This window comes from Arthrobacter sp. NyZ413, from assembly GCF_049390645.1.
Taxonomy (GTDB): domain Bacteria; phylum Actinomycetota; class Actinomycetes; order Actinomycetales; family Micrococcaceae; genus Arthrobacter.
In genome coordinates, this window is the sequence record NZ_CP155434.1 from 2,971,904 (window position 1) to 2,995,881 (window position 23,978).

Here is a 23,978-nt window from a genome sequence, read left to right on the forward strand (position 1 = left end):
TTAGCCGTCGCTCGTCACTAGACTGGCAAGGGTCTGAGTTCGCGGGACCCAGACCCTGGCTCGCCGTTTGCACCCCCTGCACCTACCTACCGGGCCAGCTGGAAATCAACACTCATGGAAGAGGCGTATTTCAAGTGCCAGAGCAGCCAACCCACCGTCTACCCGAGGAATTTGGCGGAAACGAGTGGCTCGTTGACGAACTGTACGAGCGGTACCAACAGGACAAGAATTCAGTCGACGCCAAGTGGTGGCCCCTGTTCGAGTCCTTCGATACCGCTGACGGCACTTCCTCCAACGGAACCTCCGCTCCTTTGAATCCCCCCACTCGCGAACTTCCCGTCGTGGCCCCGGCCGCAGCAACGGCAACGGCGCCGGCTGCTCCCGCTGCGGCCCCCGCCCCCGCTCCTGCCCCTGCGGCACCGGCAAAGAAGGCACCGGCCACTGTCGCCAAAGACGGCGCTCAGAAGCCCGGCGAAGGCCAGGCCCAGCCGATCCCCGCACAGCTCCCCAAGAGCACCAAGGCCCCCACTCCGCCGGAAGAGGACGTCGTCTCCGTCCTTCGCGGCCCCGCGAAGGCCATCGCCTCCAACATGGTGACGAGCCTCGAGGTTCCCACCGCAACAAGCGTCAGGGCCGTGCCCGCCAAGCTCCTGATCGACAACCGCGTTGTCATCAACTCCAACCTCGCCCGCGCCCGTGGCGGCAAGGTTTCCTTCACGCACCTCATCGGCTACGCGGTTGTCCGCGCGTTGTCGCAGTTCCCTTCGATGAACGTCTACTACGACGAAGTGGACGGCAAGCCCGTCGCCGTGCAGCCCGCGCACGTCAATTTCGGCATCGCGATCGACATGCCCAAGCCCGATGGCACCCGCCTTTTGATGGTCCCCAACATCAAGAAGGCCGAGACCATGAACTTCGCGGAGTTCTGGCACACCTACGAAGACCTCATCAAGCGGGCCCGCAACGGCAAGCTCACCGCTGACGACCACGCGGGCACCACGGTCTCCCTGACCAACCCGGGCGGCATCGGCACCGTGCACTCCGTGCCGCGCCTCTCCAAGGGCCAGGCTGCAATCATCGGCGTCGGGGCCCTTGACTACCCCGCCGAATGGCAGGGCGCTAGCGAGAAGATCATCGCCCAAAACGCCATCAGCAAGATCCTCACGCTGACTTCCACCTACGACCACCGCGTCATCCAGGGCGCGGGCAGCGGTGAATTCCTCAAGCTCGTCCACCAGCTGCTCCTCGGCGCGCAGAACTTCTACGACGAAATCTTCGAAGCCCTGCGCATCCCCTACGAGCCTGTACGTTGGAGCCCCGACCTCCAGGTCGATCCCGCCGACGAGATCAACAAGGTCGCCCGCATCCAGCAGCTGATCCATTCGTACCGTGTGCGCGGCCACCTCATGGCGGACACCAATCCGCTCGAATACGTCCAGCGGAAGCATGCCGACCTTGACGTCCTGACTTACGGCCTGACCTTGTGGGACCTCGACCGCGAATGGCCCACCGGCGGCTTCGGCGGCAAGCCGATGCTCAAGTTCCGCGACATCCTCGGTGTCCTCCGCGACGCCTACTGCCGCACCACGGGCATCGAATACATGCACATCCAGGAACCGGCGGAACGCAAGTGGTTCCAGGACCAGCTTGAGCACCCGTACTCGAAGCCGAGCCGCGAAGAGCAGCTGCGTATCGTCTCCAAGCTCAACGCGGCCGAGGCCTTCGAAACCTTCCTGCAGACCAAGTTCGTGGGCCAGAAGCGCTTCTCCCTCGAAGGCGGCGAGTCCCTGATCCCGCTGTTGGACACGATCATCTCCGACGCCGCCGACGACGGTCTCGACGAGGTCGCCATCGGCATGGCCCACCGCGGCCGCCTCAACGTGCTGACCAATATCGCCGGCAAGACCTACGCCCAGGTGTTCCGCGAGTTCGAAGGCACCCAGGACCCCCGCTCGGTCCAGGGCTCCGGCGACGTCAAGTACCACCTCGGCACCGAAGGCACTTTCACCTCGGACAACGGCAATGAGACCAAGGTCTACCTGGCTGCCAACCCGTCGCACCTCGAAGCTGTGGACTCCGTGCTCGAAGGCATTGTCCGAGCCAAGCAGGACCGCTTGGACCAGGGCGAAGTCTTCCCCGTGCTGCCCATCATGGTGCACGGCGACGCGGCATTTGCCGGCCAGGGCGTCGTGGCGGAAACCCTCAACCTGTCCCAGCTGCGCGGCTACCGCACGGGTGGAACCATCCACATCATCGTGAACAACCAGGTCGGCTTCACCACCGCACCGTCGTCGTCGCGTTCTTCCACCTACTCCACCGATGTCGCCAAGATGATCCAGGCTCCCGTCTTCCACGTCAACGGAGACGACCCCGAAGCCGTGGTGCGCATCGCACAGCTCGCCTACGAGTTCCGCCAGCGCTTCCACAAGGACGTCATCGTGGACATGGTGTGCTACCGCCGCCGCGGCCACAACGAGGGCGACGACCCCTCGATGACCCAGCCGCTCATGTACAACCTGATCGAAGCCAAGCGCTCCGTCCGCAAGCTCTACACCGAATCCCTCATCGGCCGTGGCGACATCACCGAGGACGAAGCCGAGCAGTTGCTGCGCGACTACCAGGAACGCCTTGAGCGTGTCTTCGCCGAGACCCACGCGGCCCAGACCTCGCCGATCCCGATCATCACGGCGGATTCCGCCGCGGTCTCCGACATCGAGCGTCCCATCGCCCAGCAGGCAGACTCCGGCACCAGCGCTCCGGCATCCACCGCCATTTCGGCCGAGAAGCTCCAAAGGATCGGCCAGGCCCACCTGGACATCCCCGAGGACTTCACGGTGCACTCGAAGCTCAAGCAGCTCCTCGAGAAGCGCGAGCAGATGTCCCGCGAAGGCGGAATCGACTGGGGCTTCGGTGAAATCGCCGCCTTCGGTTCGCTCATCATGGAAGGCGTTCCCGTCCGCCTCGCAGGCCAGGACTCGCGCCGTGGAACCTTCGTGCAGCGCCACGCTGTTTTCCACGACCGCGTCAACGGCAATGAGTGGATGCCGCTCTCCAACCTGAGCGACGACCAAGCCAAGCTGTGGATCTACGACTCCTTGCTGTCCGAATACGCGGCAATGGGCTTCGAATACGGCTACTCGGTAGAACGCCCGGATGCCTTGGTGCTCTGGGAAGCCCAGTTCGGCGACTTCGTCAACGGCGCACAGACCATCATCGACGAGTTCATCTCCTCGGCCGAGCAGAAGTGGGGCCAGCGCTCTTCCCTCGTGCTGATGCTTCCGCACGGCTACGAAGGACAGGGACCGGACCACTCGTCCGCCCGCATCGAGCGCTTCTTGCAGCTTTGCGCGGAAGACAACATGATTGTTGCCAACCCCACCACGGCGGCGTCGCACTTCCACTTGTTGCGTCGCCAGGCCTACAGCCGTCCGCGCAAGCCGTTGATCATCTTCACCCCGAAGCAGCTCCTGCGGCTCAAAGCCGCAGCGTCCTCGGTGGAGGACTTCACCACGGGTGGCTTCAACCCGGTCATCGGCGAACACGAGCAGTTCGATGCCCAGAAGGTTGACCGAGTCATCCTGGTTTCGGGCCGTTTGTACTACGACCTCCTCTCGAGCCGCCAGAAGACCGGCGACACGTCTACTGCGATCATTCGTGTTGAGCAGCTTTACCCGTTGCCTGCGGAACAGATCGAGGCCGAGCTGGCCAAGTACCCGAACGCCGAGGTCGTCTGGGCACAGGACGAGCCCGCCAACCAGGGTCCGTGGCCGTTCATCGGCCTGAACCTGCCGCAGCGCCTGAACCGCGGAGTCCGCCTTGTCTCGCGTCCGGCGTCGGCGTCCACGGCGGCCGGTTCCATGAAGCGGCACAGCGCGGAGCAGGCCACCTTGCTCAAGCAGGCTTTCGAGCGCAACTAATACGGCGACTGCCCGGCTGGAGGTTCAATACCCGCTTCCAGCCGGGCAGTTCTGTTTAATGGGTAAGTGTTCGGCGTTCCCGCCGCCCGGCCGGACACAGTGCATGGACCGCGACGTTTGGTGAAGAGGTAACTGTGGAAGACAGGAAGCTGCGCATCGCAGCTGTAGGTGATGAACTACTCGCCGGGCTCGGTGATCCCCGAGCCTTGGGCTGGCTTGGAAGGGTGCTCGCACGTACACCCCAGGACTCCGTGCTGGTGGAGAGCTATTCCCTGCCCTGCCCCATGGAGGGCACCGAAGGCCTCGCGGCCCGTTGGATGGACGAGGCCGGGCGGCGTTTCAGCGATATCCATGAGAACCGCTTGGTGATCGGTTTGTCCTGCCGGGACATTGAATTCGGCGTCTCGACGGCGCGCAGCCGGCTCAACCTGGCCAATATCCTGGACGGGGCTTCCCACAGCAGCATCGAAGTATTCGTCGTGGGTCCACCGCCGACGCTGGATCCGGCGAAGAACCGCCGGATTGCGGAGCTCAACGCTGCGTTCGCTGACGTCACTACGCGCCGCAACCACCAGTATGTGGATACGTTCTCTCCCTTGCTCAACCATGAACAATGGCGCACTGACCTCGCGGCGAATGGCGGCACTCCGGGCCAAGCGGGATACGGCCTGATGGCGTGGCTCGTATTGCACCGCGGCTGGTTCCAATGGTTGCGGATCTCCCAGCCGGAATAGGCTCGTGGCGAGCCGACCGGAAGGATAAAAGGCGGATACGAAAGAAGGCACGGACCACGTCCGTGCCTTCTTTCGCGCCTGAACACCTTGCGGATCCCAAACACGCGATATATCTTGATCTTGTCAACGCGATATATCGCATTTCTGGAGGGGTCATGTCAGAAGAGAACTGGACCGTCACCGGTCCGCAGACCATAGACGTCGACGGCGTCCGCTCACTCAAGCTCGGGATCGTCAAGGGCCGCTTCGACGTCGTAACGCACGATGAAGCGACAACGAGGGTCGAAATCTCCGAAATCGCGGGTGATCCGTTGAGTGTCACGCTCATCGACGGCAGGCTCGAAGTCCGCCACCAGCTTCACGGTCCGCAAGGATGGTTCCGCAACCTCATGGGAACGGTCAACAACACGAGCACCAATACGGTCGTCATCAGCATTGCGTTGCCGGTCGGCGTCGACGTGGAAGCCGGAACCGTGAGCGGCGACGGCATGGTTTCCGGCGTCGAAGGCAATATCCGCCTCAATACCGTTTCCGGTTCCGTGCTCGCTGACGGTACCCACGGCGAGCTCCACGTCAACACGGTCAGCGGCGAGGTCATCGCGAGGAACCACGACGGCGTCATGACCGCCAAGAGCGTCTCCGGCGAAGTGACGGCGTCGGGCGACTTCAAGAACATCCGGGCCACCACGGTCAGCGGCGACCTCAGTTTCGATCTCCACGGCTACACCCGGGACTTCGGCGGCAATTCGGTGTCCGGCGACATCACCATCCGGCTTCCGCGGGACATTGGAGTGGACGTGACCGCGAAATCGGCGAGCGGGACGGTCGTCATCGACAACCAGCGATTCATCCAGCCGGGCAGTAAGATCCAGACGATCGCAGGTCCGGACGAAAAGCTCATGGTAGTGCGCACGAACTCTGTGTCAGGCAAGACATACATCCTCCACAGCACCGGGCCGAACTCCGGAAACACCCGTCCCCAACCGGAGGAAGAGGGTATCTGATGCCTCCCGTTTTTGCCCACGGGGCCCTAAGGCTGTACCTGCTGGCACTCCTCGAGTCCGGTCCCAAACATGGCTACGAGCTCATCAAAGCCCTGGGTGAACGCTTTGGCGGCACCTACTCCCCCAGCGCGGGCACCATCTACCCCAGGCTCGGCAAACTGGAGGAAGAAGGACTCGTGGCCACAAGCAGCGATGGCCGCCGGACCAACTACTCCATCACAGCGGCCGGACTCGCGGAACTCAACAGCCGGCGGCGGGAACTGGCCGACGTCGAAGACAGCATTTCGGCCTCGGTGAGGCGGCTGGCCGATGACCTGCGCGAAGACATCCGCAACAACATGCGTGGACTGCGAGCCGACCTCGCCGCCACTGCCGAAGCTGCCCGCGCGAACGCGAAAACCACGGAATCCCAACCCCGGTCACGCACCTACTCGCCAGAGGGCGACCGTGTCCTCAAGGAAGCCGAGCTCATGGTCCAGTCGTTCCGCGACGACATCCGGGTCGAACTGCGCAAGCACGCCGGCTCCATGCCTTTGACTCCGGTCGCCCTCGAAACCGTGCGGACCGTCCTCGACCAGGCGCGGATCTCCATCCGGAATTCCTTGCGGAGCTGAGCCGGGTCCGCCCCGGCGACGCCGGTCCGCGAGGGAACGGCCCCGGTTCGCGGCGCGACCCCCGGATGTGGGAGACTGGAGGGCAGCTTTGTTGAGTATCAAAGAATCTAAGGAGGCCAGCTATGAGCAAGCGTGCACGTAAGCGTCGTGACCGTAAGCGCGGCGGCGCAAACCACGGCAAGCGTCCCAACACCTAAGCCTGCGGCTTAGCGTAAGACTTAATGCGGAGGGCCCCGGAAACCATGAGGTTTCCGGGGCCCTTGCCGTTACGGGAGCTTAGACGTCCACCGTATTCATCGCGTGGATTTTGTCCAGGATCGAGTTCTTGAGGTTTTCGGGAGCAGCCTCGGTGCAAGATCGCTTGACGACCGTGCGGATAACGCACTCAAGGTCATACTGCTCCGTGCACTCCGGGCAGCTGTCCAGATGTTCTTTGATCTCCGCGATATCTTCCCGCGTCAACGCACCATCGAGGTACTCGTAGATACGCTGCATCCGAGCATCGTCGCAGTCGCCCAATCCTTGGCAGCTCATTTCCTTTTCTCCTGTTTTTTGCTTTCGGCCGCGCCCGTGGCCAAGGCCTTTTCTTCGGTGGCGGCGTTGATTCCCCGGTCGGCGGCGTAGTCCGCCAGCAGATCGCGCAGCATCTTCCGGCCGCGGTGAAGCCGGGACATGACCGTTCCGATCGGGGTGTTCATGATGTCTGATATTTCCTTGTACGCGAAGCCTTCGACGTCCGCGAAGTACACCGCGAGCCGGAATTCCTCCGGGATGGACTGCAGCGCGCGTTTCACGTCCGAGTCCGGCAAGTGGTCCAGTGCTTCCGCCTCTGCCGAGCGCAAGCCTGTGGACGAGTGCGACTCCGCCCGCGCCAGCTGCCAGTCTTCGATCGTGTCCGAGTTCGACTGCAGCGGCTCACGCTGCCGCTTCCTGTAAAGGTTGATGTAGGTGTTGGTCAGGATGCGGTAAAGCCACGCTTTGAGGTTGGTCCCCGGCTTGTACTGGTGGAAGGCAGAGAAGGCCTTGGTATAGGCCTCCTGGACGAGGTCCTCGGCGTCGGAGGGGTTCCTGGCCATGCGCATGGCAGCCGAATAGAGTTGGTCCACGTACTGCATGGCGTCGCGTTCAAAACGCGCGCGCCGCTGTTCGGGAGTCTCGCTTGCAAAGTCCACCGCAGTCTCGACGGCGGCCTCTGCAATTGCGTCGTTGCCGGACGTCGTGTCCGCGGCCTCCATCGCTGCTTCATACATGGCCGCTGCGGCCGGATCCTTGGTGCTCATTGCATCCAAGTCTACTGTCACCCTCCGCGGGTCCATTGGCGCCTCACGGCCGGGGGCCAAGTGCTCCTCGCGGTCCTTCACCAAGGCCAAGAAACCATCTCCACTCATTCGCACGATGTGACTTGCAAGCGCACCGCGGCGCACCACAACCCGAGGTCCAGCCCGTGCCGCACCTTCTACTCACAACGGCAGGCATCGGGCAAATATTCCGCAAAGATGCAAGACTAGGACGGACTGCTCCCGTGAACCGCGCACAAAATTTCGGAAATACGGGATACGGAAGCAGCACCACCTGAAAACCGTGGCAAGCCCTCCAGGAGGCAAAACATGTCCCTCGTCCGTTTTCTCGCCAGGCCAATGTTGGCTTCCAGCTTCGTGATCGCCGGGCTGGACAAGCTCAAGAACGCGGATGACACGGCCAAGCAGCTCTCCCCCTTGCTCCGCAGGGCGGCTGAGACCCTGCCCTTCGCGACGGATGAGAAAATGCTTGCACGCGTGATCGGCGGAACGCAGGTGGGCGCCGGCGCCCTGCTTGCGCTCGGGAAGTGCTCCCGGCTCTCGGCCACACTCCTCGCCGGTATCTCGGCACTGAACACTTTCGTCGAGTACCGCTCGGCCGACATCAGCACCAAGGAAGGCCGGGTCGCCCGCCGTTCACGGCTGCTCAAGAACCTTTCCCTGACAGGTGGCGTGTTGCTCGCTGCCGTGGACACTGCCGGACGGCCTAGCCTCGCCTGGCGCGCAGAGCACTTGGCGATGGACGCCAAGAAGGCCACCGGGAAGCAACTCAAGAAGACGGACCGCGCCGTTCGCAAGGCCGTAGACCACGCAGTTGGAGCATAACGAAGCAATGCCAGGAACCCCCGCAACGCACGCAGGCAATTCAACGCAGCCCGGCAATTTGGCAGAGGGCACCACGGACTCATCGCTTCCCTTGTGGCCGGCACCCTTCGCCGCACGCCCCGTGGACGCCACCGTCTCGGTTCCGGGTTCAAAATCCCTGACCAACCGGTACTTGGTGCTCGCGGCGTTGGCCAACGGGCCGTCCAGGCTGCGGGCTCCGCTGCATTCGCGGGATTCAGCCCTCATGATCGAAGCCTTGCGCAGCCTTGGCGCCATCGTCACGGAGGTTCCCGGCGACGGGCAATACGGCCCGGACCTTGAGATCACGCCGATCGACCCGACGACTACCGCATCCACTGCCACCATCGATTGCGGGCTTGCCGGCACGGTCATGCGGTTCGTCCCGCCCCTCGCCGCGCTTCGTCAAGGCGACGCGGTCTTCGACGGCGATCCCCATGCCCGCAAGCGACCCATGGGTACAATCATCGAAGCCATCCGCGCCCTCGGAGTCGATGTCGGCACGGAGGACGGGCAGCCGGCCACGTCCTTGCCGTTCAAAATATCGGGCACCGGCTCGGTCCGCGGGGGCCATTTGGTCATCGACGCGAGCGCGTCGTCGCAATTCGTTTCTGCCCTCCTGCTCGTCGGTGCCCGGTTCAAAGAGGGCCTGCACCTTGAACATGTCGGCAAGCCCGTTCCGAGCCTGGACCATATCAACATGACTGTGGCCGTCCTGAGGGGCGTCGGCGTCCACGTGGATGACTCGGTTCCGAACCATTGGCGTGTGGCCCCCGGCCCGATTCAAGCGTTCGACGAACGTATCGAGCAGGATCTGTCCAACGCCGGCCCGTTCCTCGCCGCTGCGCTGGCAACCAAGGGAACCGTCCGCATCCCCAACTGGCCAAGCAATACAACCCAGGTGGGCGACCTCTGGCGCGGCATCCTCGAAACCATGGGGGCCGCAGTCACGCTGGCGGACGGCACGCTCACCGTCACCGGCGGCGCGGAAATCCTGGGAGCGGACTTCGACGAAACAAGCGAGCTCGCCCCCACGGTCGCCGCTTTGTGCGCCTTGGCGTCCGGACCTTCCCGGCTCACCGGGATCGCCCACTTGCGCGGGCACGAAACCGATCGGCTTGCCGCTCTGGTTGCCGAGATCAACCGCCTGGGCGGGGACGCGGAGGAAACCAGCGACGGCCTGGTGATCCGGCCCGCCAAGCTGCATGCCGGCGTCGTACACAGCTATGCGGACCACCGCATGGCGACGGCGGGTGCGATCCTGGGACTCGCCGTCGAGGGCGTCCAGGTGGAGGACATCGCCACAACGTCCAAGACGATGCCCGAATTTCCGCAGATCTGGACGGCGATGCTGGCCGCGGACGCCCCCGCCGGTGGCACGGCTTCGGCAGGGTCCAGCAACTGACAATGGCCCGCGACGCACGTTCCTGGGACGAATCCGACGTCCGGATCCGCCCCAACAAGAAGGGCTCACGCCCCCGCACAAAAGACCGTCCCAGCCACGATGACGCGGTGATCGGGCGCATCATCACGGTGGACCGCGGCCGCTACACCGCGGTGGTGGGCGAAGGCTCCGACCACGAGCGCGTCGTCATCGCGGCGCGTGCCCGCGAACTGCGGCGCTCCCCTGTGGTGCCCGGCGATTTCGTGGCGCTCGTCGGAGACGTGTCCGGCGCGCCGGACACCCTCGCCAGGCTGGTGCGCGTGGAAGAGCGCAAGACCCTGCTGCGGCGCAGTGCCGACGACACCGACCCCGTCGAGCGGGCCGTCGTCGCGAACGCCGACCAGCTCGTGGTGGTGGTCGCCGCCGCCAATCCCGAGCCGCGCACCGGATTCATCGACCGCGCCCTCGTGGCAGCGTACGACGCCGGAATTGAGCCGCTGCTCCTCGTCACCAAGGCGGACGTCAAGGACCCGGGCGAATTGCTCGCCAACTATGTGAGCCTCGGTTTCCCGGTCATCATCAGCCGGACAGCCGACGCCGACGCTTCCGGTATCGATGCACGCTCCGATGACGGCATGTCCGCGCGCCTGGACGGAAGCGCCGTCGGGCAGTTGCGGAATCACCTGGATGGCAAAGTCACAGTCCTCCTGGGGCACTCCGGCGTCGGGAAGTCCACCATGGTCAACGCCCTCACGGGCGCGGAACGTGCCACCGGCGGGGTCAACGCGGTAACCGGCCGCGGACGGCATACCTCTTCCTCCGCCCTCGCCTTGAAGCTGAGCGACGCCCCGGACGGAAGCTGGATCATCGATACCCCGGGCATCAGATCCTTCGGTTTGGCCCACGTGGATCCCGACCGCATCCTGCATGCGTTCCCCGACCTCGAACCCGGCACGGATACGTGCGAGCGCGGCTGCAAGCATGATGCCAGTGCAGTCAATTGCGGGCTCGATTCGTGGGTCGCGGAAGGCCATGCGGGCGAGGCCGGACCTGCCCGGCTCGCGTCGTTGCGCCGGCTCCTGGGGGCTGACCCGCGCCAGGAAGCCCAAGAGACGAAAGAACTGGGCAGCGTCACCTAGTTCCGCCCCTCAGTAGCGCCCCGACATCCACAGTTCGCCGCACAATAGACGGTAGTTTGTAATCATGACCCAACCCGATCCGAGCTACAACGACGACCTGCGGCTTGCCCATGTCCTGGCGGACTCCGTCGATTCCCTGACCATGGAGCGCTTCAAGGCCCTGGACCTGCAGGTCGAGACCAAACCGGACTTGACCCCTGTCACTGACGCCGACAAAGCAGCCGAGGAAGCGATCCGCGGGCAGCTCTCCCGTTCCCGTCCGCGCGATGCCGTCATCGGGGAAGAATTCGGCAGCAGCGGCCACGGCTCACGGCGTTGGATCATCGATCCCATCGACGGGACCAAGAACTTCGTACGCGGGGTGCCGGTATGGGCAACGCTGATCGCCCTCGTGGACGAAGGCGAAGTGGTGGTGGGGCTCGTCAGCGCGCCCGCGCTCGGCAAGCGCTGGTGGGCCGCCAAGGGTTCGGGCGCTTACATGGGCCGCTCGCTCGCAGCCGCCACGCGGCTCAAGGTCTCCAATGTGTCTCGCTTGGAGGACGCTTCCTTGTCCTATTCCGAGCTTTCCGAATGGAAGGAACAGGGTTCGCTGGACAACTTCCTGGGTCTTGAGAAGGACGTCTGGCGCAGCCGCGCATACGGCGACTTCTGGTCCTACTGCCTCGTGGCCGAAGGCGCCGTGGACATTGCCGCCGAACCCGAACTCGCGCTGTACGACATGGCCGCGTTGGTGCCGATCGTCACGGAAGCCGGCGGGCGCTTCACCTCGTTGGAAGGCGCTGACGGGCCTTTCGGCGGCAATGCCGTGGCCACCAATTCGATCCTCCATTCGGAAGTCCTCAAGCGGCTCAATCCGGAAATCGACGATCTCCTCTAATCGGGTTTGCTGAATATTCGACGGCGGACGTCCCTTTTTCGGGGCGTCCGCCACTTTTTCTTCGACGGAACGGCGTTTTTTCGGCGATCGTAATATCCGCTTAACAATACGAACCGCCTTGGAACCCTCCGCGCCCGTGTCCTAGTCTCTTTACAGGTCACGAGTGCCAGCGTGAAACCCCGGTTTGCTGGCCGGCAACCCTCCGTCGCGGCGGGGTGCCCCGGGTGACGACCCGGCCGGTCCGGAACGGATACGGCAAGCGCGGATCCCCTGTCACCAGGGGTCCCTCTTGAGTGAGGTTCCATGAGCACAGCTACGTTTACTTCTCCCGTCATCGCCGCTGCTTCAGCATTTTCCAGCGTCGAATCCCCCGCGGCCCGCCCGCTGGCCGCCGTTACAGGTGCTGAGTTGCAGGCTCCACTGATCCAAGGCGGCCATGTCCGGTACGCCAACCTTGACTACGGTGCTTCAGCTCCTGCGCTGACAATAGTCTCGGCGTACCTGAACGAGATCCTTCCGTACTACGCGAGCGTGCACCGCGGTGCCGGCTACGCTTCGCAAATCAGCACTTCCGTCTATGAGAACGCCCGCAACATCGTGCGCGAATTCGTCGGTGGACGTCCGGACGACTCCGTCATCTTCACGCGCAACACCACGGATTCCCTCAACCTCCTGGCTGGTTGCTTGCCTGCGGAAGATGGCCGGTACCTTGGCGAAGTCCTGTACCTGGACATCGAACACCACGCCAATCTCCTCCCGTGGCAAGGAGTTCCGCACCGTAGCATTATCGCGGCGGAAACCTTGGCGGAGACCGTAGACAACGTCCGCGCTGCACTCGCCCAGGGCGGAGTCAGCCTCCTTGCCGTCACCGGCGCCTCGAATGTGACCGGCGAAATCCTGCCCATCAAGGCGTTGGCGGAGCTTGCGCACGAGTTTGGCGCGCGAATCGTGGTTGACGCGGCACAGCTCGCGCCGCACCGCCGGATTGATGTGTCCGCGGCGGACATCGACTACTTGGTGTTCTCCGGACACAAGCTCTACGCACCGTTCGGCTCGGGTGTCCTGGTGGGCCGCCCCGACTGGCTCGACGCCGGTACCCCTCACCTCGCCGGCGGCGGAGCTGTCCGCGAAGCGCGGCTTGATTCCGTCAGCTGGGCCACGGGACCCGCGAGGCACGAAGGTGGCTCGCCGAACGTCCTCGGCGCCGCTACGCTTGCGCGGGCCACCCAGGTCATCGCCAGCCTCGACAACGACGAATGGCACGCCCATGAAGCCGACATCCGCACGCACTTGATCGACGGCCTCAAGGAAATCGACGGCGTGACCGTCCACCAGATCTTCAGCGATACCGACCCCGCCGACACCATCGGCGTGGTGAACTTCTCGCTGCAAGGCTACGACGCCGGCCTTGTCGCGGCGTACCTCGCGGCAGAGCATGGAATTGGCCTGCGTGACGGCCGGTTCTGCGCGCATCCCCTGCTCAAGCGGCTCGGCCTTCCGTCCGGATCCCTGCGGGCTAGCTTCGGCGTCGGTTCGCGTTTGGAGGACGCCACGCGGCTCATTGCCGGAATAAAGGCGCTCAAGAGCGACGGCCTTGGCTGGGACTACGTGGTTGATGCAGGCCGCTGGGTGCCGGCAAACGACCACCGCAGCTACCCTGAATGGGCCCCGAACACTCCGGGGACCGCCGGCGCCGCACCCTGCAGCACTGACTGATTGAGGTAGATTCGTAGGGTATTTCCACGCCCCACGAAGGAGTTCCTGGGTGGTTCCACGACCCAAAGGCACATCAACCGGTCCTAAGCTCTTTGAGCAACGACGCCTCGAACTCGGCCAAAGCTTCCAGGACGGCGGCGAGCACTACGAGCGCGTCCGGCCCGGGTACCCCGCGGATTCCGCCGACTGGCTGATACCGGACGGTGCGCATGATGCGGCCGACGTCGGTGCCGGCACCGGAAAGTTCACCGCCCTCCTCGTGGAGCGCGGACTGGCGGTATCCGCCGTGGACCCGTCCTCGGACATGCTCGCCCAGCTCCGGAAGGCGTACCCGCAGGTGAACGCTTTGGAGGGAACAGCCGAGGCAACTGGACTGGCGGACTCAGCATTCGACGTCGTCAGCGTTGCCCAAGCCTGGCACTGGTTCGACCCCCTCGCGGCCAGCAGGGAAGCGGCCCGCATCCTTCGGCCCCGAGGCGTGATCGGATTGGTCTGGAACCAATTGGATACCTCCGTGCCGTGGGTTCACCGTTTGTCCCGTATCATGCACGCCGGCGACGTCCACAAACCGGACTTCCGGCCAGCGATAGGACCTGAATTCACGGCGCTCGAGAGCCACCTGACCCGCTGGGAGGATCCCGTGACGCCAGAAGATCTCCTCGAATTGGTGAAGTCGCGCAGCTACTACTTGAGGGCCAACGACGTCACGCGAGCCAAGGTCATGGGCAATCTCCAGTGGTACCTCTTCGAACATCTCGGCCACGTCGACGGCGATGTGCTCATGCTCCCGTATCTGACCCAGAGCTGGCGGGCGCGGAAAGCCTGAGAAGTGACGGTTCACGATAGGCTTGGAAGCGTGAAGACCAGTGCGCCCTCCTCCTCGATCGAGGACTACGTCAAGGTCATCTACTCCTTCACGGAGTGGCAGGACAAGCCCATCACTTCCTCCCAGCTCGCACAGCGCTTGGGCGTGGCCAATTCCTCGGTTTCCGAGATGGTCCGCAAGCTCAAGGACCAAGGCCTCGTGGACCACCAGCCTTATAGCGCCATAACGTTGACGCCGCAGGGAATGGAACTCGCCCTGGGCATGGTGCGCAGGCACCGCCTGATTGAGACGTACCTCGTCCGCGAGTTGGGCTACAGCTGGGATGAAGTGCATGACGAAGCCGAGATGCTCGAGCATGCCGTCACGGATACTTTCATTGAGCGGATGGCCGCAAAGCTGGGCAACCCGGCCCGCGATCCGCACGGGGACCCTATCCCGGCGGCCGACGGTTCAGTGAACCTCCCGCATGCACACAGGATGATCGAGCTCGACGACGGCCATTCGGGCAAGATCACCCGGATCAGCGACGAGAACCCCGAACTCCTGCGTTATCTTTCCGCTGAGGAAATCGACCTTGACGCCAAAATAGAGGTCATCGGGCGCAAGCCGTTCGGTGGCGCGCTCGTGGTCCGGATCGCGCATGGCGGCGAAAGCCGGGACTACGACCTCGGCGACGAAGTGACTTCGGCTCTCTGGGTCGCCACGGACATCGAGCACGAAGGGTGCGTCCTCGCAGGACGCTGATCCCGCTCGCGTTTGGACCACTTCGGGTCACGCCCGCTGGGCAGCCGACCCGCCGTCGTCGGGCCCCGAACCTTCCGCAGCTTCCGTCACCGGGGCTCCCAGTACAGGATTGCGGATCCCGACGGCGGAAGCCGTGGCCCCGATGAAGAACAGCACCGCCGTGACGATCACCGCGTTGTAGAGACCCTGGCGGGTGAAGACCGGTCCGATAATGAGGCCCGCGAACGCGATGCAGATTAAACCCGCGATGCGCGCAACCGCGTTGTTCACGGCAGACCCGATCCCAGCTTCCTCGGTAGGGACGGCGCCAAGGATCGCTGCGGTGAGGGGTGCCACCAAGGTGCTAAGTCCGATGCCGAAGACGATCTGCCCCGGCAGGACCTGCGTCCAGTAGTTCAGCGGGTCTTGGACGGTCAGCGTCATGAGGAAGCCGATTCCGCAAATGAACGGTCCGGCCGCCATAAACCAGCGGGGCCCGTACTTGCCGGCGAGGCCGCCGAAGAAGGACGCAGTCAGCATCAGGAGGAGGGTGGAAGGCAACAAGGCGATCCCCGCCGTCGTGGCCTTCATGCCGCCCACTTGCTGGAGGTAGATGCCCACCGAAAAGAAGCCAAAGGACAGCGCCCCATAGATGGCAAGGGTTGCTAGGTTCCCCCAGCCGAAGTTGCGGATGCCGAAAAGCCGCAAAGGCAGCATCGGTGCCGGCGTCCTGGCTTCATGGACCAGGAAGAACGCCAACGCAATGGCCCCGATCACGAGCGGGATCCAGACGAGCATGTTGTTCCAACCCATCCGTCCTTGCTCGATGAAGGCGTATACCGGGCCGCCCAGTCCAAGCATGGCCAGGAATGCGCCAAGGTAGTCGATCTTCTTGCTGGTGTCCGTCTCTGCGTCGGACTTCCGCAGGCCCATCAGGATGGGCCACACGGCGGCGGCTGGAATTACGTTGATGAAAAAGATGACCCGCCAGGAGAGCAGGTCGACGGACGCTCCCCCGATCAACGGCGCAACAATGGCCGCCGCGCTCGTCCAGCCGGACCACTGGCCGATCGCTTTGGACTGCGCCGGGCCGGAGAAAAAGGTCACGATCATGGCGAGCGAGCTCGGAACCAACAGCGCCCCGGCGATTCCTTGCAGCGCACGCGACACCACCAGCACTTCACCGTTCCACGCGAGTCCGCACGTGACGGAGGTCAAGGTGAAGCCGGCAAGTCCCCACTCAAGGATCCGGGCGCGGCCGAAGTGGTCGGACAACGAACCAGCAACCAGAATCAGCGCGCCCAGGGTCAGCAGGTAGGCATCGACTACCCACTGCTGGATCACGAGCCCGCCGCCAAGCTCACGGCCGATCGCGGGGAGAGCTAGGTTCACCACGAAGCCGTCAAGGATGGCAATGAAGGAAGCCACGATAGCCACGACAAGGACCCGCTTTTGCAGCGGAGTGCTTGGCAGCAGGGCCGCTGCATCGGTCATGAGCACAGCCTACGCCTACCGGGGACGAGGCGGATCCGGCACCGGTTCCCCGGGGCCGGTGCCGGCTCTCGGACCGGCGGCCACGCGCCGGGCGAGCGACCCGGGACCGGCGACGGCCGGGAGTCCCGTATCGTTGAAAGGTGATCAGTAGACGTGACGCCGCCATAGCCCTCGACATTCCCCTTGAAATGGCGCAGCGCCACGGAATTCCCGCCAGGTTGTCGCAGGCCGAGCTTACTGAACTGCAGGACAGTCCGCCCGCGTGGCTGGTCCAGTCACGTGCAAACCGCACGGGGAAGAGGCCTGTCTGGGTGCACCTCAACTGTGTGGTGTGCGGCTACGCCGAGGCTGCCCGCCCCAAGAAGTGGTGGCCGGAATTCACCTATGTCTTCTGCGGACACCACCGTGATAGTGAAGTTCCGGGAGTGCTGCCCGGAGAAGTCCGGAGCGAGTTCGAGGGGATCGGTTCGAGGTTCGTGGGCATCGTGGACGTCCCGGCTGATTCCTGACGCTCAGGGCGGTTGGAGGCCGGTTGCTTTCGGCCAAAACAGGCGTAGCTTACAAGGAGAGGGTCCTTCAGGGCCCTCTTTGCAGGGTCTTCAATGAAGATCCGTAGTTAGGGAGCATGACATGCCTGACAAAGCGCCGCACCAGCACGAGATGAAGAAAAGCATCAAGACCATCAAGGAAAAGCGGGCCGTGAAGCGTGCGAAGCACGACACCGACGCCGCCGCGGATCCCGTGGCCCGTTTGCGGAAGAAGTAGCGCCAGCCGGGGCCGATCGCCCCGGCTGCTCTATGCGTCGCCGTCGGTCATCTCGCTGGGAACGGCTACGATCGCGAGGACCTTCCCGTCACGAAGGACCGTCAGCGGGAACGGTTCCCCTATCGCTTGCGAGAACAAGAGTTTCTGCAGGCTTTCGGCACTCGATACCGCTCGCGACTGCGCGCTCAAGACGAGATCGCCCGCCATCAATCCGGCGCGTTCGGCCGGGGACCCGGCGATGACTTCCACCACCCGCAGTGCTTCCTTCTGCCCCGTCCGTATGACGGCACTCGCAGCCAAGGGAATCGGGGTACTCACCAGGCCCAAATATGCCCGCCTCACGCGTCCGTCTTTAAGGAGCGCGGCAATGATGCGTTGGGTCGTGGCGTTGATGGGAACAGCAAGCCCCAGGCCCAGGCCGGCAATGGCGGTGTTAATACCAACGATCCGGCCGCGGGTGTCCGCCAGCGCTCCCCCGGAATTACCAGGGTTCAGTGCGGCGTCCGTCTGGATGACGTCCTCGATCACGCGGCTGTGCCGTCCGGAGCGCACCGGGATCGATCGTCCGAGGCCACTGACCACACCGGCCGTTACGGATCCCGCCAGGCCCAGCGGATTGCCCACCGCTATGACCAGTTGACCCACCCTCAGGGTTTCCGCGTCGCCCAGGGCGGCGGGCGTCGGCGTGTGGTGCCCCCGGACGATGGCAAGGTCGGAGAGCGGATCCGCTCCGACGAGCTCGACGTCGGTATGCGTCCCGTCGGCGAAAATCGCCCTTCCGGTCTGAAGTCCGGAAACGACGTGGGCGTTGGTCAGCATGAAACCGTCGCCCGTAAAAACGACGGCGGAACCGCTGCCGATCCTCACTTGGCCGTTCCTCCGTGCGCTGCTCATCTCCAAAGCCGCCACGTGCGGGGTGACTGACTCCGCGACGCGCATGACCGTCCGCGAATAGGCATCCAACAGGTCGTCGTCCAACGGGGCGCCGTCCAACGGGGCGCCGTCCAACGGGGCGCCCGGGCTGTCTTCGGGAAGGGCTTGTTCGGGCATCGTGCTCATGGTGCACCTCCTGTAACCGGTGGTGTCTATATCAACGAATCACGGGCCACCGTTAGTCCGTTCCCGGGTACGCCGTGGGTGAACGATCGGATTCCTTGCGCCAGGGACCCCGGAAAACAAAACACCCCCGGTCCGATGACCGGGGGTGTTTCAAATGTGGAGATGGGGGGAATTGAACCCCCGTCCGATGTCGTGTTGTCAGGGCTTCTCCGGGCGCAGTTCGCGTCGGATTTTCTCGGCCCCAGCCATCCTGCGAACAGGTGGCTGATCCGGGCCCAGTCATCTAAGAGTCCCGTCTGCCTCGATGACGAAGGCAAACAGCAGTGGCTATTTAAATGACGCCAGGAACCGGGGCAATAGCAACCTCGGGCTGACGGACTGTCTTACTGCTTAGGCAGCAAGAGCGAAGTCAGTGCGCTTAGAGTTGGCACTTATTGGTTTGCAGACAGCGTTTACGAGATAATTCTGCATCCTCGGCCCGCTTCACCTGTCGCGACTAACATCGTCGAAACCGATCATCCCCGTATTTTGTTACCAATCCTGCAGGCCAACGACTTGCCGGAAGCAATCCGCTGTTCTTCCCTGCCGGGTTAACCATCATAACGCATGAGCGCACGTGAACATTCCAAACCTGGCTACGGGCGTGTCCGTTTCCCGTGCCCGGCCTTAACGGCGGTTCCGCTCCCGCAATTCCCGCAGCGATTCGCGCTTGTCCTGCTGCTCGCGCAGCGTCTGGCGCTTGTCATAGTCTTTCTTGCCTCGCGCCAAGGCGATCTCAACCTTCGCGCGCCCGTCAAGGAAGTACAGCTGGAGCGGGACCACAGTGAGGCCGCTTTCGCGGATCTTGCCGGAGATTTTGTTCAGCTCCTCGCGATGGAGCAACAGCTTCCGACGGCGGCGGGCGGCATGGTTGGTCCAACTCCCCTGGTTGTACTCGGGGATGTGGACACTCTCCATCCACAATTCGTCGTTGTAGAAGGTGCAAAATCCATCGACCATGGACGCGTGCCCTTCGCGCAATGACTTTACTTCGGTTCCCATGAGGGCTATTCCGGCCTCGTAGGTATCCAATATGTGGTAGTCATGCCGGGCCTTGCGATTGGTGGCCACTACCTTACGGCCACTTTCCTTGGGCACGGTAGAACTCCTTGATAGTTGAAGAATCCCCCTAGTCTACGCCAACGGAATCCTTAAGAATGCGTCTACAGAAGGCCCATGGGATCGACGGCTTGGCCATTGACCCAGGTCTCGAAGTGCACGTGGCAGCCAGTTGAGTTTCCGGTGGTGCCCGAGTACGCAATGAGTTGGCCTTGGCTGACTTGCTGGCCAGAAGAAACCACCACACTGGTGTTGTGGTAGTAGACCGTAGTCAGGGAGTCGCCGTTGATGACTCCGTGGGAAATCTTGACCCGGTTACCGCCGCCGTCGTTGCCCCAACCGGCCGAAAATACGGTACCTGCGGCCGCGGCATAGACGGGCGTACCGCACGGCGCGCCAAAGTCGATTCCGGTGTGCATGTAGCCGCCCTGGCCGTAGAAATCGATGGTTCCCGGGGGCGTCGCACGCCAGCCGAATCCCGAGGTGATCGGGATGTTCGCGGGCACGGGGTGGATCAGGCCGAAGTTCGAGCGCGGATTGCTCGCAGGTGGTACATAAGGCGCCGGCGCTGCTTGGCCCGCCGCGGCTGCTGCTGCGGCCGCGGCTGCAGCGATGCGCTGTTGCTCGGCCAGCCATGCTTCACGAAGTTTGCGGTCGCGCTCGGAAATCTCCGCCGCTACCGCATCCTGTTGCGCCTTCACTTGGGCCAGCTGGGCCTGGATTCCAGGTTTGGCCGCTTGCAGTTGGCTGTTGAGGCGGGTGGTGTCGGCGATGAGCTTGTCCACCTCGGCCTTCTTTGCGGCGGCATCGTCACGGGCCGCTTTTTCCTTCTCCAACGCAGCATCCGCTTTGGCTTTGAGATCGCTGATCTCTTGTTCGACGGCGGCCAGGCGGGCTTGCGAGTTGACGTTCGTGGCGCTCTGCTGGGTCAGTTTGGTCATCGCCGCGTTTTGGCTGCGCATTGCCTGATTGGCGAGATCCATGGTGTCGGTGAAATTGCCGGTGTCGTTTGAGCCGAACAGCAGTGCGACGTTGGTCGGGACACCACCGGACTTGTACGCCTGGGCCGCAATTTGTCCGATGAGTTTCTTCGTGTCGGAGATCTTTTGCTTGTCGTTCTCCAGTTGCTCGGTGATCTTCGCCTTGCTTTGCTGTGCCAGGTCCAGGCGCGCTGCGAGGGCTTCGGCTTCCTTTACGGCGGAGGCGACGCGGCCCTGCGCCTCAAGAAGGGCCTGCTGCGCACCAGGCAAACGGCCCTGGTAGACCACGAGGTCCCCTGCCGCCTTGGCGATGTTGGCGTCGACGAATTCCAAAGACTGCTGCACGCGTGCGGATTCCGCATTGAGCGCCGCCTGCTGATCGTCGAGGTCGTCGCCATGCGCCAGGGGCGCGGTACCGAGGCTCGCGGCCAAGGCAATCGCCAGTACAGACCCCGCGAACTTCATGCGGCCGCTCACCACACGCAGTTGTTCCACCGTGCGGTATCGACGGCTCTCGGGCTGCGTGTCGGGAATCATCGCTTTCATGGCTACACCTTGAGGTATCGGCGAAGGGTCAGGAGTGAGGAGATTCCCGCCAAGCCGCCGCCCAGCGCAATCAGGACCGGCGCTATGACAAGGACCTGCGTGGAGGATATGAACGGCGTATTGAGGAATTGCCTGGACAAGTCACCATTTAGCCAGAATTGGGCCACGAGCCACAACGTGCCTGACGCCAGTAACGCTCCGACCACCGCGGCGATGACGCCCTCCAGTATGAAGGGCAATTGGATGACCGTCTTCGATGCTCCTACGAGCCGCATAATGCCCGTCTCCCGTCGCCGGCTGAAGGCAGACAACCTGATGGTGGTGGTAATGAGCAGGACAGCGCAGAAAATCATGACGGCGGCCACCACCATGGCAGCCACGGATGCGCCGTTCATCCACTCAAAGATCCGTTCGAGGACTTGCCGTTGGTCGCTTACGGTCTCCACGCCCGGCTGGGAGGAGAACGTCTCGCTGATGATCTGGTATTTCTCGGGGTTCTTCATGTTGATCCGGAAGGACGACGGAAGCTGATCCTGGGTCACCGAATCGACAATGGGAGAGTTTGAGAACTGCTCCTTGAAGTGCTTGAAGGCGTCCGCCTGGGACTCGAACTGGTAGTCGCTGATGTACGGCTTCACTGCGGGCGAGTCGAGCATTTTTGCCAGGTTGTCTTGTTGTTCCTTGGTGACCGCGCCCGAGGCGCAACCGGTCGCCGTCGAGGAATCGTTGCAAAGGAAGATCGCGACCTGGACTTTGTCGTACCAGTAGCCCTTCATCTGGTTGATTTGCAGCTGGAGCATGCCGGCTGCGCCAACAAACGTCAGCGACACGAACGTCACCAGCACCACGGACACAACCATGGAAAGATTCCGGCGCAGACCGCTGCCGATCTCGCCGAGGATGAAAGCGAGCCTCACTGCTGCACCCCCTGCGCACGGTCGAGTTCGGCTTCGCTCGCGTCTTTCAATCGCCGCGACTCGCCAACTACCGGAATCATCGAGGTGTAGAGGGCCTTGGCTTCGTCGCGGACAACGACGCCGTTCTTGAGTTCCACAACACGCTTGCGCATCTCGTTCACAATATCGTCGTCGTGGGTGGCCATCACCACCGTGGTTCCGTTCTGGTTGATCTTGTCGAGCACGCCCATGATTCCCATCGATGTAATAGGGTCCAGGTTGCCAGTGGGTTCGTCCGCGAGCAGGATGCCGGGACGGTTGACGACCGCGCGGGCGATGGCGACGCGCTGCTGCTCACCACCGGACAACTCGTGCGGCATGCGGCGTTCCTTGCCTTCAAGTCCCACAGTCTTCAGTACCTCAGGTACAGTCTCGCGAATGATGCCGCGGCTCTTGCCGATCACCTGCATGGCGAAGGCGACGTTGGCGAAGACGTTCTTTTGCGGAAGCAAGCGGAAGTCCTGGAAAACGACGCCGATTCCGCGGCGAAGCTTGGGAACCCGCCAACTCGAAATGTTGGCCACGTTCTGGCCGGCGACGTATACCGAGCCGGAGGTCGCCCGGTCTTCCTTCAAGATGAGTCGGAGGAACGTCGACTTGCCGGAGCCTGAGGCTCCAACGAGGAAAGTGAATTCGCCCCGATCAATCTCAAGGCTTACTGAATCCAGCGCAGGCCGGGCATTGGGGTCGTAGACCTTTGTGACATTCTCAAATCGGATCATGGCTCTTCAGAACCCCGCCGGACGTGCCGCGCTCGACGAGTCCAACCGCCAGCACGCGGGCTATCGATGGGGGAAGATGAGCGCCGGCTCTTCGACTATACGCACGCACCGCATCGGAATCGCGGGGCTTCGCCCGGTGTGTCGCCCAATCGGGCGGGGCCGACTAGCCTTCGCTGTTCCGGTTTCCCGTGCGCCAGCGGATGCCGGCGTCGATGAAGTCGTCGATGTCGCCGTCGAGCACTGCCGAGGTGTTGCCCACTTCGTGCTCGGTGCGCAGGTCCTTGACCATCTGGTACGGGTTGAGGACGTACGAACGCATCTGGTCACCCCACGACGCCTTCACGTCCCCGGCAAGGGCCTTCTTCTCTGCGTCTTCCTGCTCCTTCTTAAGCAAAAGGAGTCGGGATTGGAGGACACGCATGGCTGCCGCGCGGTTCTGCAGCTGGGACTTCTCGTTTTGCATCGACACCACGATTCCCGAGGGAATGTGCGTCAAGCGCACTGCCGAGTCGGTGGTGTTGACCGATTGTCCACCCGGGCCGGAGGAACGGAAGACGTCGACGCGGATCTCATTATCCGGAATATCGATCGAGTCGGTCTGTTCAATCAGCGGGATGACTTCGACGGCGGCGAACGAGGTTTGCCGCCGGCCTTGGTTGTCGAAGGGGCTGATACGGACAAGACGGTGCGTTCCGGCCTCGACGCTGAGGGTGCCGAAAGCGTAAGGCGCCTTGACCTCGAAGGTGGCCGATTTCAAGCCGGCTTCTTCGGCGTACGACGTGTCCATGACGGTGGTGGGATAGCCATGGCGTTCTGCCCAGCGCAGGTACATCCTCAAGAGCATCTCGGCGAAGTCGGCGGCATCCACGCCGCCCGCGCCTGCCCGAATGGTGACGACGGCTTCGCGTTCGTCGTATTCACCGGACAGCAGCGTCACCACTTCGAGTTCCGTGAGCGCCTTGCGGATGGAGTCCAGTTCCGCTGTGGCCTCGGCGATGGAAGCGTCATCGCCCTCATCCTGGCCAAGCTCGACAAGGACTTCAAGGTCGTCGATGCGGCCGGCCAGCTTGTTGAGCCGGTCGAGTTCGGACTGGCGATGGGATAACTTGGAGGTGATCACCTGCGCGGACGAAGGATCGTCCCATAGGTTCGGTTCGCCCGCTTGCTCGCTGAGTTCAGCGATCTCTTCCTTAAGCTTCTCGACGTCGGAAACCTGCTCGATCGAGCTGTAAGTGGAACGAAGCGCGCGGATTTCTGCGGGAAAATCAATCTCAGCCATGGTT

At 63.3% G+C, this 23,978-nt stretch carries 23 protein-coding genes, 1 other RNA gene and 1 riboswitch; of the genes, 14 read left to right on the plus strand and 10 right to left on the minus strand.

Going from position 1 to position 23,978, the window contains the following annotated elements:
* Positions 1-134 precede the first annotated feature (134 nt).
* The 5 genes from ABCW42_RS13875 (at position 135) to ABCW42_RS13895 (ending at position 6,466) form a co-directional block, all read left to right on the plus strand.
* The gene (locus ABCW42_RS13875) at positions 135-3,917 is read left to right on the plus strand and encodes a multifunctional oxoglutarate decarboxylase/oxoglutarate dehydrogenase thiamine pyrophosphate-binding subunit/dihydrolipoyllysine-residue succinyltransferase subunit (RefSeq protein ID WP_423181772.1); all 3,783 of its coding nucleotides are present in this window, start codon (positions 135-137) and stop codon (positions 3,915-3,917) included.
* Between the two features lie 134 nt (positions 3,918-4,051).
* Positions 4,052-4,651 carry a GDSL-type esterase/lipase family protein gene (locus ABCW42_RS13880; RefSeq protein WP_423181773.1) on the plus strand — a complete coding sequence of 200 codons (600 nt, stop codon included), beginning with the start codon at positions 4,052-4,054 and terminating at the stop codon, positions 4,649-4,651.
* 155 nt (positions 4,652-4,806) lie between these two features.
* Positions 4,807-5,655 carry a DUF4097 family beta strand repeat-containing protein gene (locus ABCW42_RS13885; RefSeq protein ID WP_423181774.1) on the plus strand — a complete coding sequence of 283 codons (849 nt, stop codon included), beginning with the start codon at positions 4,807-4,809 and terminating at the stop codon, positions 5,653-5,655.
* Positions 5,655-6,269, plus strand: coding sequence for a PadR family transcriptional regulator (locus tag ABCW42_RS13890; RefSeq protein WP_423181775.1), 615 nt, complete (start codon positions 5,655-5,657; stop codon positions 6,267-6,269). The genes ABCW42_RS13885 and ABCW42_RS13890 overlap by 1 nt, the downstream gene beginning before the upstream one ends.
* Before the next feature lie 122 nt (positions 6,270-6,391).
* On the plus strand, positions 6,392-6,466 hold the full coding sequence (locus ABCW42_RS13895) for a 50S ribosomal protein bL37 (protein WP_369299106.1): 75 nt from the start codon (positions 6,392-6,394) through the stop codon (positions 6,464-6,466).
* Positions 6,467-6,545: 79 nt separating this feature from the next.
* On the opposite strand, the gene rsrA is transcribed toward ABCW42_RS13895, so the two are convergent.
* Positions 6,546-6,803, minus strand: coding sequence for a mycothiol system anti-sigma-R factor (gene rsrA, locus ABCW42_RS13900; protein ID WP_133203977.1), 258 nt, complete (start codon positions 6,801-6,803; stop codon positions 6,546-6,548).
* Complete coding sequence (locus tag ABCW42_RS13905; protein ID WP_423184899.1) at positions 6,800-7,639, minus strand: sigma-70 family RNA polymerase sigma factor; 840 nt, start codon at positions 7,637-7,639, stop codon at positions 6,800-6,802. Before ABCW42_RS13905 ends, rsrA begins: the two co-directional genes overlap by 4 nt.
* A gap of 237 nt (positions 7,640-7,876) precedes the next feature.
* Here ABCW42_RS13905 and ABCW42_RS13910 point away from each other — a divergent pair, with 237 nt between their 5' ends.
* The 7 genes from ABCW42_RS13910 to ABCW42_RS13940 all read left to right on the plus strand — a co-directional run bounded on the left by ABCW42_RS13910 (position 7,877) and on the right by ABCW42_RS13940 (position 15,096).
* Complete coding sequence (locus ABCW42_RS13910; protein ID WP_423181776.1) at positions 7,877-8,392, plus strand: DoxX family protein; 516 nt, start codon at positions 7,877-7,879, stop codon at positions 8,390-8,392.
* Between the two features lie 7 nt (positions 8,393-8,399).
* Positions 8,400-9,815 carry a 3-phosphoshikimate 1-carboxyvinyltransferase gene (gene aroA, locus ABCW42_RS13915; RefSeq protein ID WP_423181777.1) on the plus strand — a complete coding sequence of 472 codons (1,416 nt, stop codon included), beginning with the start codon at positions 8,400-8,402 and terminating at the stop codon, positions 9,813-9,815.
* A gap of 2 nt (positions 9,816-9,817) precedes the next feature.
* Positions 9,818-10,933 carry a ribosome small subunit-dependent GTPase A gene (gene rsgA / locus ABCW42_RS13920; protein WP_423181778.1) on the plus strand — a complete coding sequence of 372 codons (1,116 nt, stop codon included), beginning with the start codon at positions 9,818-9,820 and terminating at the stop codon, positions 10,931-10,933.
* Between the two features lie 64 nt (positions 10,934-10,997).
* Positions 10,998-11,810: a histidinol-phosphatase gene (gene hisN / locus ABCW42_RS13925; protein WP_423181779.1), complete on the plus strand. Its 813-nt coding sequence runs from the start codon at positions 10,998-11,000 to the stop codon at positions 11,808-11,810.
* Between the two features lie 155 nt (positions 11,811-11,965).
* A riboswitch (SAM riboswitch) is annotated at positions 11,966-12,078 on the plus strand.
* 35 nt (positions 12,079-12,113) lie between these two features.
* Positions 12,114-13,526, plus strand: coding sequence for an aminotransferase class V-fold PLP-dependent enzyme (locus ABCW42_RS13930; RefSeq protein WP_423181780.1), 1,413 nt, complete (start codon positions 12,114-12,116; stop codon positions 13,524-13,526).
* A gap of 49 nt (positions 13,527-13,575) precedes the next feature.
* The gene (locus ABCW42_RS13935; protein WP_423181781.1) at positions 13,576-14,352 is read left to right on the plus strand and encodes a class I SAM-dependent methyltransferase; all 777 of its coding nucleotides are present in this window, start codon (positions 13,576-13,578) and stop codon (positions 14,350-14,352) included.
* 30 nt (positions 14,353-14,382) lie between these two features.
* The gene (locus ABCW42_RS13940; RefSeq protein WP_423181782.1) at positions 14,383-15,096 is read left to right on the plus strand and encodes a metal-dependent transcriptional regulator; all 714 of its coding nucleotides are present in this window, start codon (positions 14,383-14,385) and stop codon (positions 15,094-15,096) included.
* A gap of 27 nt (positions 15,097-15,123) precedes the next feature.
* Here ABCW42_RS13940 and ABCW42_RS13945 read toward each other — a convergent pair whose 3' ends face one another.
* Positions 15,124-16,569 (minus strand): MFS transporter, encoded by a 1,446-nt coding sequence (locus ABCW42_RS13945; protein WP_423181783.1) that lies wholly within the window; start codon positions 16,567-16,569, stop codon positions 15,124-15,126.
* A 140-nt stretch (positions 16,570-16,709) separates the two neighbouring features.
* On the opposite strand from ABCW42_RS13945, the gene ABCW42_RS13950 reads away from it, so the two are divergent.
* Both ABCW42_RS13950 and ABCW42_RS13955 read left to right on the plus strand, forming a co-directional pair.
* A complete protein-coding gene (locus tag ABCW42_RS13950; protein ID WP_423181784.1) occupies positions 16,710-17,078 on the plus strand; it encodes a hypothetical protein in 369 nt (122 codons plus the stop codon).
* Positions 17,079-17,199: 121 nt separating this feature from the next.
* Positions 17,200-17,334, plus strand: coding sequence for a hypothetical protein (locus ABCW42_RS13955; RefSeq protein WP_423181785.1), 135 nt, complete (start codon positions 17,200-17,202; stop codon positions 17,332-17,334).
* 30 nt (positions 17,335-17,364) lie between these two features.
* Here the strand turns inward: ABCW42_RS13955 and ABCW42_RS13960 are convergent, their stop codons facing one another.
* The 7 genes from ABCW42_RS13960 to prfB all read right to left on the minus strand — a co-directional run bounded on the left by ABCW42_RS13960 (position 17,365) and on the right by prfB (position 23,974).
* The gene (locus ABCW42_RS13960) at positions 17,365-18,393 is read right to left on the minus strand and encodes a S1C family serine protease (RefSeq protein ID WP_423181786.1); all 1,029 of its coding nucleotides are present in this window, start codon (positions 18,391-18,393) and stop codon (positions 17,365-17,367) included.
* Between the two features lie 154 nt (positions 18,394-18,547).
* Positions 18,548-18,916, minus strand: a transfer-messenger RNA (tmRNA) gene (ssrA, locus tag ABCW42_RS13965).
* A 143-nt stretch (positions 18,917-19,059) separates the two neighbouring features.
* A complete protein-coding gene (smpB, locus tag ABCW42_RS13970) occupies positions 19,060-19,530 on the minus strand; it encodes an SsrA-binding protein SmpB (RefSeq protein WP_133203966.1) in 471 nt (156 codons plus the stop codon).
* Between the two features lie 65 nt (positions 19,531-19,595).
* Positions 19,596-20,936 carry a peptidoglycan DD-metalloendopeptidase family protein gene (locus tag ABCW42_RS13975; protein WP_423184900.1) on the minus strand — a complete coding sequence of 447 codons (1,341 nt, stop codon included), beginning with the start codon at positions 20,934-20,936 and terminating at the stop codon, positions 19,596-19,598.
* 83 nt (positions 20,937-21,019) lie between these two features.
* On the minus strand, positions 21,020-21,934 hold the full coding sequence (ftsX, locus tag ABCW42_RS13980; protein WP_133203965.1) for a permease-like cell division protein FtsX: 915 nt from the start codon (positions 21,932-21,934) through the stop codon (positions 21,020-21,022).
* Positions 21,931-22,695, minus strand: coding sequence for a cell division ATP-binding protein FtsE (gene ftsE / locus ABCW42_RS13985; protein WP_133203964.1), 765 nt, complete (start codon positions 22,693-22,695; stop codon positions 21,931-21,933). Before ftsE ends, ftsX begins: the two co-directional genes overlap by 4 nt.
* 163 nt (positions 22,696-22,858) lie before the next feature.
* Complete coding sequence (gene prfB, locus ABCW42_RS13990; RefSeq protein ID WP_423181787.1) at positions 22,859-23,974, minus strand: peptide chain release factor 2; 1,116 nt, start codon at positions 23,972-23,974, stop codon at positions 22,859-22,861.
* Between the last annotated feature and the right edge of the window lie 4 nt (positions 23,975-23,978).

What these genes read in the sequence shown, in the direction of transcription:
- ABCW42_RS13890 (WP_423181775.1), top strand. Translation starts at nt 5,655, where the DNA reads ATGCCTCCCGTTTTTGCCCACGGGGCCCTAAGGCTGTACCTGCTGGCA.
- rsgA (WP_423181778.1), top strand. Translation starts at nt 9,818, where the DNA reads ATGGCCCGCGACGCACGTTCCTGGGACGAATCCGACGTCCGGATCCGC.
- prfB (WP_423181787.1), bottom strand. Translation starts at nt 23,974, where the DNA reads ATGGCTGAGATTGATTTTCCCGCAGAAATCCGCGCGCTTCGTTCCACT.
- ABCW42_RS13885 (WP_423181774.1), top strand. Translation starts at nt 4,807, where the DNA reads ATGTCAGAAGAGAACTGGACCGTCACCGGTCCGCAGACCATAGACGTC.
- hisN (WP_423181779.1), top strand. Translation starts at nt 10,998, where the DNA reads ATGACCCAACCCGATCCGAGCTACAACGACGACCTGCGGCTTGCCCAT.
- ABCW42_RS13930 (WP_423181780.1), top strand. Translation starts at nt 12,114, where the DNA reads ATGAGCACAGCTACGTTTACTTCTCCCGTCATCGCCGCTGCTTCAGCA.
- rsrA (WP_133203977.1), bottom strand. Translation starts at nt 6,803, where the DNA reads ATGAGCTGCCAAGGATTGGGCGACTGCGACGATGCTCGGATGCAGCGT.
- ABCW42_RS13945 (WP_423181783.1), bottom strand. Translation starts at nt 16,569, where the DNA reads ATGACCGATGCAGCGGCCCTGCTGCCAAGCACTCCGCTGCAAAAGCGG.
- ABCW42_RS13975 (WP_423184900.1), bottom strand. Translation starts at nt 20,936, where the DNA reads ATGAAGTTCGCGGGGTCTGTACTGGCGATTGCCTTGGCCGCGAGCCTC.
- aroA (WP_423181777.1), top strand. Translation starts at nt 8,400, where the DNA reads ATGCCAGGAACCCCCGCAACGCACGCAGGCAATTCAACGCAGCCCGGC.
- ABCW42_RS13910 (WP_423181776.1), top strand. Translation starts at nt 7,877, where the DNA reads ATGTCCCTCGTCCGTTTTCTCGCCAGGCCAATGTTGGCTTCCAGCTTC.
- ABCW42_RS13955 (WP_423181785.1), top strand. Translation starts at nt 17,200, where the DNA reads ATGCCTGACAAAGCGCCGCACCAGCACGAGATGAAGAAAAGCATCAAG.
- ftsE (WP_133203964.1), bottom strand. Translation starts at nt 22,695, where the DNA reads ATGATCCGATTTGAGAATGTCACAAAGGTCTACGACCCCAATGCCCGG.
- ABCW42_RS13960 (WP_423181786.1), bottom strand. Translation starts at nt 18,393, where the DNA reads ATGAGCACGATGCCCGAACAAGCCCTTCCCGAAGACAGCCCGGGCGCC.